At 74.1% G+C, this 12,210-nt stretch carries 7 protein-coding genes; 5 read left to right on the top strand and 2 right to left on the bottom strand.

What is annotated here, in order from left to right:
* The first annotated feature begins 209 nt into the window (after nucleotides 1-209).
* The 3 genes from GA0070558_RS12510 to GA0070558_RS12520 all read left to right on the top strand — a co-directional run bounded on the left by GA0070558_RS12510 (nucleotide 210) and on the right by GA0070558_RS12520 (nucleotide 4,775).
* Entirely contained in the window at nucleotides 210-1,622 is a 1,413-nt protein-coding gene (locus tag GA0070558_RS12510) for an FGGY family carbohydrate kinase (RefSeq protein WP_091278921.1), read from the top strand.
* Nucleotides 1,623-1,719: 97 nt separating this feature from the next.
* Nucleotides 1,720-4,350 (top strand): sensor histidine kinase, encoded by a 2,631-nt coding sequence (locus tag GA0070558_RS34865; protein ID WP_091278798.1) that lies wholly within the window; start codon nucleotides 1,720-1,722, stop codon nucleotides 4,348-4,350.
* Nucleotides 4,350-4,775, top strand: a complete 426-nt coding sequence (locus GA0070558_RS12520; protein ID WP_043967724.1) for a roadblock/LC7 domain-containing protein — start codon at nucleotides 4,350-4,352, stop codon at nucleotides 4,773-4,775. Before GA0070558_RS34865 ends, GA0070558_RS12520 begins: the two co-directional genes overlap by 1 nt.
* 99 nt (nucleotides 4,776-4,874) lie before the next feature.
* Here the strand turns inward: GA0070558_RS12520 and GA0070558_RS12525 are convergent, their stop codons facing one another.
* Nucleotides 4,875-6,374, bottom strand: a complete 1,500-nt coding sequence (locus GA0070558_RS12525) for a GH1 family beta-glucosidase (protein WP_091278801.1) — start codon at nucleotides 6,372-6,374, stop codon at nucleotides 4,875-4,877.
* 926 nt (nucleotides 6,375-7,300) lie between these two features.
* Between GA0070558_RS12525 and GA0070558_RS12530 the strand changes: the two genes are divergently transcribed.
* The gene (locus tag GA0070558_RS12530; RefSeq protein ID WP_176734200.1) at nucleotides 7,301-10,198 is read left to right on the top strand and encodes a glycoside hydrolase family 48 protein; all 2,898 of its coding nucleotides are present in this window, start codon (nucleotides 7,301-7,303) and stop codon (nucleotides 10,196-10,198) included.
* Between the two features lie 244 nt (nucleotides 10,199-10,442).
* Here the strand turns inward: GA0070558_RS12530 and GA0070558_RS12535 are convergent, their stop codons facing one another.
* Complete coding sequence (locus GA0070558_RS12535) at nucleotides 10,443-11,141, bottom strand: DUF3159 domain-containing protein (RefSeq protein WP_439709591.1); 699 nt, start codon at nucleotides 11,139-11,141, stop codon at nucleotides 10,443-10,445.
* 166 nt (nucleotides 11,142-11,307) lie between these two features.
* Here GA0070558_RS12535 and GA0070558_RS12540 point away from each other — a divergent pair, with 166 nt between their 5' ends.
* A complete protein-coding gene (locus GA0070558_RS12540) occupies nucleotides 11,308-12,195 on the top strand; it encodes a phosphatase PAP2 family protein (RefSeq protein WP_091278808.1) in 888 nt (295 codons plus the stop codon).
* Nucleotides 12,196-12,210 lie beyond the last annotated feature (15 nt).

Raw genomic sequence — 12,210 nt, forward strand, 5'->3', positions numbered from 1 at the left:
CGTGGGGCGGCCGCGTGGGAAGCTACGCGCGGGGGTGGGCCGCCGGGTCGGCGGGCCACCAGCAGGTCAGGTGCGCGGGCATGCCGTCACCCTACGCGCGCCGCCGCCGCCGGGGAACCCGATCCCGGGGTACGGGACCGACCGCCGCCCACCTGCGCCGACGGCCGACCGCCGGCTCGGCCGCGCACCCGCCCGGTACGGTGATCACGATGAACATCCTCGCCCTCGACCTGGGCACCTCCTCGGTGCGCGGCCTCGTGCTGGACCCGGACGCCGTCCCGCGCCCCGGCGCACTCGCCCGTCGGAAGGTGCGCGTCACGGTCGACGACGACGGCGCGGGCACCCTGGACGCCCCGGCCTACCTGGCCTGCCTCGCCGAGTGCCTCGACGAGCTGGCCGCCGGCGGGCACCTGCGCGACGTCGGTCTGGTCGCCACCAGCGCCCAGTGGCATTCGGTGCTGCCGGTCGACCGGGCCGGCGAGCCGCTGGGGCCGGTGCTCACCTGGCTCGACACCCGCCCCGAGCCCCCGGCGGGCGTGACCGGCCCGGCCGACGGGGCCGCGTTCCACCGGCGCACCGGCACCTGGTGGCACCGCTGCTACTGGTCGGTGCGGCTGCCGTGGTTGCGCGGGCGCGCCTCGACCCCGCCCGCCCGGTTCCTCGGCCTCGCCGAGTACGTGCTGGGCGGCCTGCTCGACGCCGCCCCGATGTCGGTCTCCCAGGCCTCCGGCACCGGCCTGCTCGACCTGAGCGCCCTCACCTGGGACGCCGAGGCGTGCGAGCTGGCCGCCGTGGGCCCGGGGGAGCTTCCCGAGCTGGCCGGCGACGGCTGGCGGGGGCGGCTGCGCCCCGAGCACGCCCGCCGCTGGCCGCAGCTCGCCGAGGCGGCCTGGGCGGCGCCGGTGGGCGACGGGGCCGCCTCGAACGTCGGCTCCGGCGCGGTGGACCCGGGCCGGGCGGCGGTGACGGTCGGCACCTCGTCGGCGGTCCGGCTGGTCCAGGCGGTGCCGGCCGGGGCGGAGCTGCCGCCGCTGCCCGACCGGCTGTGGCGCTACCGGGTCGACCACGACCACGTGGTCACCGGGGCCGCGTACTCCTCCGGGGGGAACCTGTTCGCCTGGGCGGACCGGGAGCTGCGGCTGCCCCGGGGCGCCGCGCTGGACGCCGCGCTGGCCCGGATCCCCCGGGGCGGTGGCGTCGCGGCGGACCCGCACTTCGGGGGCGACCGGCCGCCCGGTCACGCGCCGGCCGGCTCGGGCGGGCTGGGCGGGCTGAGCTTCGGCACCGGCGCGGTCGACATCCTCGCCGGCCTGATGTCCGGGGTCTGCCGGCTGGTCGCGGCCGACCTCGTCGAGCTGGAGTCCACCGTGGGCGGCCCCGTCGAGGTGGTGCTGGGCGGCGGGGCGGTGGAGGCCTCCGCGTGGTGGCGGGAGTCGTTCGCCGACGTCCTCGCGCCCCGCCGCGTGTACCACCACCCCGACCCGGAGGTCGGCGCGACGGGCGCGGCCCGGGTGGCGCTGGGCCGGCTGGACGCCGCGGTGCCACTCGTGGCCATCGGCCGGACGGATGAGCCGCCCTCACCGACCCCGTCAGGACAGCGCCACCCTCGGTATCCTTCCTGAGGCCCGCCTCAGGTCAGCCCGTTGACACCGCCGTCGGGACTGGTTGGATGGACCCCGCTGTCCGGTGCGGCGGACGCGAGGGACCTAGGAGGCAGGTGTGGGCGCAGGTCCCGACCCGGCGCGAAACGGGGTGTCGCACCACCGTAGGCGCCGGTTCGACGTCCGCGTCGTGCCGCACCGCCGCCGATCGCCGCTGCGGCTGCGGGACTGGCGGATGGGCACCAAGCTCGCCACCGTCCTCGTCATCCCCTCCGTGGCGTTCCTGGTGCTGGCCGGCGTGCAGACCCAGGGCCTCGTCGGGCGCACCACGGAGCTGAGCGACTTCGCCCGCCAGGTGGGCATCGGACGCCAGATCACCGACGTGGTGCACCAGCTCCAGCAGGAACGCGACCGCACCGCCGGCGAGCTGGCCGAGCTGCGTCGCAGCGGGGGCGGCGGCGCCGCCCGGGACGCCGCGATCGCCGCGCTGAAGCCGTTGCAGTCCAGCACCGACGCCGCCGTGCAGGAGCTGCGGCAGGCGGCCGGCCCGCTGGCCGACGCCGACGCCGCCTGGCAGGTGGCCTACTCGGCGGCGCTGGAGGCGTACGACCAGGTCGTCTACATCCGCGCGGCGGTGCCCCCGGCGGTGCTGGCCAGCGACACGATCCTCAGCAACTACCACCGGGCCGTCTCCGCCCTGCTGAACCTGCTCGCCCAGCCCTCGCCGGGGGAGGGCCGGCGGGCGCTCAACGAGGCGGTGCTGCGCTACGTCCAGCTCGCCCGGGTCAAGGAACTCTCCTCCCGGGTCCGCGCGGAGCTGTACGCCGCCGCCCGCGCCGGCCGGTATGGGGTGGAGGACCAGGTCGAGCTGACCGACCTGCGGGCGCAGCAGCTGACCGCCCTGGGCGCGTTCCGGGTCGCCGCCACCACCGAGCAGATCCGCCGCTACGACGCCGTCTCCGTCGACCCGGCGTTCACCGCCGCCGCGAAGCTGGAGGAGCAGAGCCTGCCCAGCGGCGGCGCGGAGCCGAAGGTGCTGCCCGCCCCGCAGTGGTGGGCGGCCAGCGAGCAGCGCCAGGAGCTGCTGCGACAACTGGAGGCCAGCGTCGTCGACGACGCGGTGGGCCGGGCCGACGAGGCCAGCGCCGGCCAGCTGCGCACCACCCTGCTGGTGGCCGGCGGGATCGTCGCGGTGCTGCTGGTGGCCCTGCTGATCTCGGTGCTGGTGGGGCGGACCATCGCCCGGTCGATGCGGCTGCTGCGCGGCCAGGCGCTGCGGATCGCCCAGATCGAGCTGCCCGACGCCCTCGACCGGCTCCGCCAGGTCACCGGCGGGGTGCCCGAGATCGAGGTGCCGGCGGCGGTCGTCCGCTCCCTCGACGAGGTCGGCGAGCTGGCCGAGGCGTTCGTCGCGGTGCACCGCAGCGCGGTCAGCGTCGCGGTGGAGCAGGCTACCATGCGCCGCAACGTCAACCTGATGTTCGTCAACCTCGCCCGGCGCAGCCAGGTCCTGGTGGAGCGGCAGCTGGAGCTGCTCGACGGCCTGGAACGGGAGGAGAGCGACCCCGACCAGCTGGAGAACCTGTTCAAGCTCGACCACCTCGCCGCCCGCATGCGCCGCAACGACGAGAGCCTGCTGGTGCTCGCCGGCAGCGAGTCGACCCGGCGGTGGAACCGTCCCGTGGCGCTGGGCGCGGTGCTGCTGGCCGCCAGCGCCGAGATCGAGCAGTACCAGCGGGTCCGCCACGAGCAGGTCGCCGACCTGCACGTCGTCGGGCACGTCATCGGCGACCTGGTGCACCTGTTCGCCGAGCTGCTGGAGAACGCCACCACGTTCTCCCGGCCGGACACCGCCGTGCTGGTCACCGCCCGGCCCGAGGGGCACGGCGCGGTGGTGGAGATCGTCGACCGGGGGCTGGGCATGGGCCCGGCCGCGCTCGCCGAGGCGAACGAGGTGCTGGCGACCCCGCCGGCGGCCGACGTGGCGGCGTCCGAGCGGATGGGCCTGTTCGTGGTCAGCCACCTGGCCGCCCGGCACGCGGTGGTCGTCCGCCTGCACTCCGCCCCCGACGGCCTCGTGGCCCGGGTGCGCATCCCGGCCCCCCTGCTCACCCCGGCCCCGCCGATGGTGGAGCTGGACCCGCCCGTGTCGCCACGGATGCTGACCACCACCCTGACCAACCTGCCCCGGGTGACCGCGCCCCTGGCCGACGACCCGGCCCCGGTGGCGGGCGGTCGGCCGCCGGGCGTCGCCGCCCAGGGCCCGGCTCGACCGCCGGGCGTCGCCGTTCCGCCGGGTGTCGCCGTTCCGCCGGACCCGGCGGAACAGCCGGTGGCGGGCCGCCGGCCGCGCAGGGTCACCGTGCCCCGGCCCCGGCCGGTGCCGGTGCGGGCGGAGGACGTGCTCACCCCGGCCGCCGGCCCGGTCGCCCCCGCCGGTGGCGGCTGGTGGTCGCGGCAGGGCCCGGCGGCCGGCGCGGCGACGCCCGATGCCGCACCGCCCACGGTGCCGGTGACCGGGGGCGTCAACGAGCGCGGCCTGCCGGTCCGGGTGCCGATGGCCCAGCTCGCCGCCGTGACGCAGCCGGCCCGGCCGCAGGAGCCCGCTCCCCGGCACGATCCGGACCCGGAGGCCGTGGGCGGCATGCTGACGCGGCTCTACAGCGGCGTACGGCGGGCCGAGGCCGAGGAGACCACCGAGATTTTCCTGCCGCCGGCCGGCGGGCGCACCGAAGGGGGACATCAGTGATGACGTTGAGCCAGGAGGCACGGGACGTGAGCTGGCTGGTCAGCGCGTTCGCGCAACGGGTGCCCGGGGTGGCGCACGCCATCGTGGTCTCCTCGGACGGGCTGCTGGTCGCCGTCTCCGACCACCTGCCGCGCGATCACGCCGACAAGCTGGCCGCCGTGACCTCGGGGGTGATGAGCATCACCGCCGGCGCGGCGCAGATGTTCGACGGCGACATCGTCAAGCAGACCGTCGTGGAGATGGGCCGCGGCTACTTCCTGGTGATGCAGGTGCGCGACGGCTCGATCCTGGCCACGCTGGCCGCCGGGGACGCCGACATCGGCGTGGTCGGCTACGAGATGGCACGGCTGGCCAAGCAGGCCGGCGAGATGCTCACCCCGGCGCTGCGCGCCGAACTCCAGCAGGCGCTGCCCCCGCTGGGCTGAGCGGCGCGACCGGGCGGGCCGGCGCCGGTTCGCCGCGACCCGGGGAACGCCCGCCGGGCGGTGCGGAGCGACCGTGCCCGCCCGGCGGGGAGTTCCCGGCTAAAGGCCGTTGGCCCGGATCACCTCGCGGTACCACAGCGCGCTGCGCTTGGGCACCCGGCGCTGGGTGGGGTAGTCCACGTAGACCAGGCCCCAGCGCTGGTCGTACCCCTCCGCCCACTCGAAGTTGTCCAGCAGCGACCAGACGTGGTAGCTCTCCAGCGGCACCCCGTCGGTGACGGCGCGGTGCGCGGCGGCCATGTGGTCGCGCAGGAAGCTGATCCGGCCCGCGTCGTCGACGGTCCCGTCGGGGGAGAGGGTGTCCGCCTGCGGCAGGCCGTTCTCGGTGACGGTGAGCGGGACGGGGCCGTAGTCGCGGGTCACCCGGGTCAGGATGTCGTACATGCCGTCGGGGTAGATCTGCTGCCAGTCCGCCTGCGAGGTGGGCCAGCGGGTGACCGTGCCGCCGGTGCCGGTCACGTAGTACGGGGTGTAGTACTGCACGGCGAGCAGGTCGATCGGCGCGGAGATGGTCTTCAGGTCGCCGTCGCGGATGCCGCGCGCCATCCGGCTGCCGGGCCCGAGGTCGGCCAGCACGTCCGCCGGGTAGCTGCCCTTGAGGATCGAGTCGAGGTAGAGCCGGTTCTCGTAGCCGTCGTAGAGGTGGCTGGCGCTGGCCGCCTCGGCGCTGTCGTCGGCCGGGTAGCAGGGGTGCAGGTTGAGGGCGGGCCCGATCCGGGCGGTGCTGTCGGTGGCCCGCAGCGTCTCCACGGCCAGCCCGTGCGCCAGCTGGAGGTGGTGGGCGACCAGGTAGGCCGCCTGCGGGTCCTGGAAGCCGGGGGCGTGGTGGCCGTGGAGGTAGCCGTTCTGCACGACGGTCTTCGGCTCGTTGATGGTCAGCCAGACCGGCACCCGGTCGCCGAGGCCGCGGAAGAGCACCTCGGCGTACTCGGCGAACCGGTAGGCGGTGTCGCGGTTCTCCCAGCCGCCGGCGTCCTGCAGCGTCTGCGGCAGGTCCCAGTGGAACAGGGTGGCCATCGGCGAGATGCCGCGTTCGTGCAGGCCGTCGACGAGGCGGCGGTAGAAGTCGAGACCCCGCTGGTTGGGTGTGCCGGTGCCGTCGGGCTGGATGCGCGGCCAGGAGATGGAGAACCGGTAGCTGCCCAGCCCCAGGTCGCGCATCAGGTCGAGGTCGTCGGCGTAGCGGTGGTAGTGGTCGGCGGCGATGTCGCCGGTGTCGCCGTTGCGGGTCCGGCCGGGGGTGCGACTGAAGGTGTCCCAGACCGACTCGCCCCGGCCGTCCTCCTTGGTCGCGCCCTCCACCTGGTACGCCGAGGTGGCCGCGCCCCAGCTGAAACCGGTCGGGAAGCGCAGGTCGCCCCGGGGCCCGCCGGTGGGGTCGGTGTCGGGGTCGGTGCCGGCGTCGCATCCGGTGGCCAGGCCGCCGGAGACGGCGGCGGTGGCGGCCGTGCCGCCCACGCGCAGGCCGGTGCCGGTGGCCCCGGCGGTGGCGGAGAGTGCGGCGCGGCTGAGTAGCCGCCGCCGGGTGAGCATCGACATGGGGCCTTCTCCTCGTGATGGGTGCCCACCGCCGCACGGCCGGGAGCGCTCCCAGCATAAGGCAGGCGGGGGCGGCCGAGCCCGCCTGTGGCGGGTCGGCTCTGTGGTGCGGGCTGGTCCGGCGCGTGGCCGGTCGCGCGAATGCGCTGGTGGGAGGCGATGTCGGGGCGTCGGTCGTGGCTGCGAGACGCCCGCCGGCTACGCCCATAGCGAGCGAGGCCGGCCGGGTGGCGTGATACGCCTGACCCGTCGGCCTCTTTTCCCATGGTGTCGGGGGGTTTAGTGTGGGGACGGGGGAGGGCAACCCCCGTCCCCACCTTTGTTTGCACACACGCACGAGCGGAATTGGCGTCCTGTCGTGCGTGTCGCGCGGGAGCCGGGCCACGCGAGTGGCTCTGGTTCCACCTCCCTCCATTGCCGGTGGGTGGTGGCTGGCGGCGGCGTCCGGGCTGGCCCGCCGTCAGCCTTCGGGCAATGTGCCGGGGACGTCGCGGGCACGACGCTCCCGGTCAACACCTTCTGTGACCTCCGTCGATGGAAGCGCTCCCATCGGCGATGCAGCGACTGTAACGCCCGTCACCGGTTTGTGAAAGCCCCAAAACGAGATCGAAACAAGTAGCTGCTCGTTCGTGGACTCTTCTTGTCGTGGGAGCGCTTCCATGCAAGACTGTCGAACACTGCGACGAGGAGCCAGCTCGCGTGAGTGCGGGTCGCCGAGGGCATCCGGGTCATCCGGACGGCACCCCCAGGAGGGCCGCGGCGCGGTCGACCAGCGTCGACGCACCGCACCCGAAACCCCGACCGGGCCGGATCGACCACCATTCCCGAGCGCCTCCGTCCCCCCGTGCCCCTGCGCGCGTGGAGGCGCCCCGCCGGGGCCCCGCGGCCCCGGCCTGGTCCGAGGAGACACCGCGCACATGAGACTCATGGCAAGACGTCGCCGGACGGCGATGCTCGCCGCCACCACGCTGGTCATCGGAGGCATCGCCCTGCCGGCCGGCGCCGCGCAGGCCGCCCCGGCCTGCGACGTGGTCTACGCCACCAACGACTGGGGCAGCGGCTTCACCGGCAACGTCACCATCAAGAACCTGGGCGACGCGGTCAGCAGCTGGACGCTCAAGTGGACCTTCCCCAACAGCAGTCAGCGGGTGGTCCAGGGCTGGTCGGCCAAGTGGAGCCAGACCGGCAGCGAGGTGACCGCGACCAACGAGTCGTACAACGGCAGCCTCGGCACCGGGGCGTCGACCACCATCGGCTTCAACGGCAGCTACTCCGGCAGCAACCCGAAGCCCACGGCGTTCACCCTCAACGGCACCCCCTGCAACGGCACCCCCGCCAACCAGCCGCCGACGGTCTCCCTCGGCGTGCCGAGCGGGCCGTTCGAGGCGCCGGCGGACGTGCCGCTGACCGCCGCGGCCAGCGACCCGGACGGGACCATCAGCAAGGTCGAGTTCTACCGCAACGGCCTGCTGGTCAACACCGACACCACCGCCCCGTACGGCTACACGCTGGAGGACCTGCCGGCCGGCAGCTACACCGTCCAGGCCAAGGCCTACGACAACGCCAACGGCATCGGCGTCGCCGAGAAGGCGTTCACCGTCAGCGCGGCCTCCGGCCCTCGCCTGGTGGCCACCCCGTCCGCGGTCAGCGTGAGCGAGGGCGGCACCGCCACCTTCAACCTCAAGCTCAGCGCGGCCCCGACGGCCAGCGTCCCGGTGACCCTGACCCGCAGCGGTGACACCGACATCACCGTCACGCCGGCCTCGGCGACCCTCACCACGGCGAACTGGAACACCGGCGTCACCGTGACCGTGGCGGCGGCGGAGGACTCCGACACCGTCGGCGGCACCGCCACCGTCACCGCCTCCGGCACCGGCCTGGCCCCCCTGGCGGTCACCGTCACCGAGGTCGACAACGACGTTCCGGGCGGGGACAACGCCTACGTCAAGAAGTTCCTCGACCAGTACGGCAAGATCAAGAACTCGGGCTACTTCAGCCCCGAGGGCGTGCCGTACCACTCGATCGAGACCCTGATCGTCGAGGCGCCCGACCACGGCCACGAGACCACCTCCGAGGCGTTCAGCTACTGGCTGTGGCTGGAGGCCTACTACGGCCGGGTGACCCAGAACTGGGCCCCGTTCAACAACGCGTGGACGGTGATGGAGAAGTACATCATCCCCACGCACGCCGACCAGCCCACCGCGGGCTCCGCCGGCACCCCGCAGTACGCCGCGGAGTACAACCTGCCCAGCCAGTACCCGTCGGCGCTGAACCCGAACGTCGCGGTCGGCCAGGACCCGCTGCGCTCGGAGCTGCAGAGCACCTACGGCACCGGCGACATCTACGGCATGCACTGGCTGATGGACGTCGACAACACCTACGGCTTCGGCCGCTGCGGTGACGGCACCACCAAGCCGGCGTACATCAACACCTTCCAGCGGGGCACGCAGGAGTCGGTGTGGGAGACCATCCCGCAGCCGTCCTGCGACACCTTCAAGCACGGCGGGCAGTACGGCTACCTCGACCTGTTCGTCAAGGACACCGGCGCCCCCGCCAAGCAGTGGAAGTACACCAACGCCCCGGACGCCGACGCCCGCGCCGTGCAGGCCGCGTACTGGGCGCTGACCTGGGCCAAGGCGCAGGGCAAGCAGGCCGACGTCGCCGCCACCGTGGCCAAGGCCGCCAAGATGGGCGACTACCTGCGGTACGCGATGTACGACAAGTACTTCAAGAAGATCGGCAACTGCGTCGGGGCCAGCACCTGCCCCGCCGGCAGCGGCAAGGACTCGGCGCACTACCTGCTGTCCTGGTACTACGCCTGGGGCGGCGCGTACGAGACCAGCCAGAACTGGTCGTGGCGGATCGGCTCCAGCCACAGCCACTTCGGCTACCAGAACCCGTTCGCGGCCTGGGCGATGACCAACGTCAACGAGCTGAAGCCGAAGTCCCCGACCGCGGTCGGCGACTGGCAGAAGAGCCTCGACCGGCAGCTGGAGTTCTACACCTGGCTCCAGTCCGCCGAGGGCGGCATCGCCGGTGGCGCCACCAACAGCTGGGACGGCAACTACGGCACCCCGCCGGCCGGCACCGCCACCTTCTACGGCATGTTCTACGACGTCGACCCGGTCTACAACGACCCGCCGTCGAACCAGTGGTTCGGCATGCAGGTCTGGTCGATGCAGCGCATCGCCGAGCTGTACCTGGAGACCGGCAACACCAAGGCCAAGGCGCTGCTCGACAAGTGGGTGCCGTGGGCGATCGCGAACACCACGCTGGGCACCAACTGGTCGGTCCCGTCCGAGCTGAAGTGGACGGGCCAGCCCGCCAACTGGAACCCGAGCAGCCCGGCGGCCAACACCAACCTGCACGTCGAGGTCTCCTCCACGGGCCAGGACGTCGGCGTCACCGGCTCCCTCGCCCGGACCCTGATCGCGTACGCGGCGAAGTCCGGCAACACGGCGGCCAAGACCACCGGTAAGGGCCTGCTCGACGCCCTGTCCGCCTCCGCCGACAGCAAGGGTGTCTCGACGACGGAGAAGCGCGGCGACTACAAGCGCTTCGACGACGTCTACAACGCCGCCGACGGCCAGGGCCTCTACGTGCCCCCGGGCTGGACCGGAAAGATGCCCAACGGCGACGCCATCGCCGCCGGCAAGAGCTTCCTGGACATCCGGTCGTTCTACAAGAACGACCCGGACTGGCCGAAGGTGCAGGCGTACCTCGACGGCGGCCCCGAGCCGACGTTCAACTACCACCGGTTCTGGGCCCAGTCCGACATCGCCATGGCGTACGCGGACTACGGGATGCTCTTCCCGAACGGGTGACCCGACCCCTCCGGGTGGGCGGCGCGGCCCGTCCACCCGGAGCCCGGCCGGGCCCGGGGGAACTATGAGCCCGGTCGGCGGACGGCCTGACTCCCACGGTCAGGCCGGGGCGGGCCGGCCGTCCGGTCAACGCAGCGGACCGGCCGGCCCGCCCCACCGCCCGAAGCTGAACTTGCCGCGAAAAAGCCCCGGAAAAAGTGACCGTCCAGGGATCACGTGACGGTCGCGGACGGAGTAACGTACGTCACCGGAGAGGCCGCTCCCCCCGTGGCGGCCTCTCCCTTTCTGTCCCCGCACCGGGCTCTGTCCCGGGCCCCGTCCCCGCCTCCGGCGCGGGGCCGGGCACGGTCACCGGGTGCCGCAGCCCCGGATGCCCGGCCGGCAGCGACCGGCGGATCACCAGCCAGCTCACGGCCAGCGCGGACGCCACCAGCGGCCAGGTCAGCGCCACCCGCGCCACCACCAGGGCCACCACCTGCCCGCCCAGGTAGAGCGGCACGAACACCGCCACCCGCAGCGCGTACGTCGCCGCCCACACCCAGCTGCCCCGCCCGTACGCCCGCAGCAGCGCCGGGTCGCGCCGCCACCGGCCCCGCTGCCGCAGCGCCACCCCCACGAGGACGCCCAGCAACGGCCAGCGGACCACGATGCTCACGGCCCAGGCGAGCGCGCTGGCCACGTTCGACAGCACCTGGACGAGGAAGAAGTCGGTGGCCCGCCCGGTGCGCAACGCGATCAGCGCGGCCACGCAGACCGCGAGCAGCCCGATCAGCACCGACCGCGGCCGGTCGCCCCGGCGCAGCCGCCACGCCGCCACCGCCGTGCCGGCCACCACGGCGGCGGCCACCCCGCCGACCAGTGAGTGACCGGTGGCCAGCCAACCGATCGCGAACGCCACCGGCGGTGCGGTGGCGTCCACCGCACCGCGCCGCCCGCCGAGCAGGTCGGCGAGGGACTCGGGCCGGTCGGCCGGGGGCGACGGAACGGGGTGCGAAGGGCCTTCGGGCCCGGGTGCGGCGGTCACCGGCAACCTCCTGTACGTCTGCCCCAAACTAACCGCAGGGCCGCGGCGGGCCACCGGGGGACGCTCCGGCGAGTGCCGCTACGGTGTGCGGGTGCGCGCGACGGCGAGGGGTTGGACGGCGGTCTGGTTGGTCGTACTGGCCCTGGCCCAGACAGCCGCCTTCCTCGTGGTGTGGCGCGCCGCCCTGCACACCGAGCTCGGCCAGTGGCTCGACACGGTCGCCCTCACCGGCAACCAGATCGGCCAGGACCGCATCGCCGAGCCGGTCAACCGCATCCTCAACACGATGTCCGCGCTGTCGCTGCTGGCCGCGACGGCGATGATCGGCTTCATCGCGCTCATCCGGCGGCGGGTCGCCCTGGCCATCACGGCGACCCTGCTCATCGCCGGGGCGAACGTGAGCACCCAGCTGCTCAAACACTTCCTCGCCCGGCCCGACTTCGGCATCGACCCCGAGCGGTCGGCCGCCGGCAACAGCCTGCCCAGCGGGCACACCACCGTGGCCGCGTCGGTGGCCCTCGCGCTGATCCTGGTCCTCCCGCCCACGGTCCGGGTGCTCGGCGCGTACCTCGGCGCCGCGTACGCGGCCGTGGCCGGCGTGGCCACGCTCTCCGCCGGCTGGCACCGGCCCAGCGACGCCGTCGCGGCGTTCCTCGTCGTCGGCGTCTGGGCGGCGCTGGCCGGGCTGCTGCTCCTGGTCACCCAGCGGGAACAGGCCCAGGTGGAGCCCGCCGACGCGCACCGGGTCGCCGCCGTCGTGCTCGGCCTGGGCGGGGCGATCGCCGTGGTGGCCTCGGCGCTGGCCCTGTCCTGGCTGGTCGACCTGCCCCAACTCGACCCGGACGAGATGGGCCGGCGGTCGCTGTTCGTCGGCTACGCCGGCAGCGCCGCCGGCATCGCCGGGACGATGGCCGTGGTGGCGGCCCTGGTGCTCGCCGTCGTGCACCGCCTGGTGCCCCGCGTCAAGGGCTGACGGCGGGGGAGGGAA

It is taken from the genome of Micromonospora haikouensis (assembly GCF_900091595.1).
Lineage (GTDB): Bacteria > Actinomycetota > Actinomycetes > Mycobacteriales > Micromonosporaceae > Micromonospora > Micromonospora haikouensis.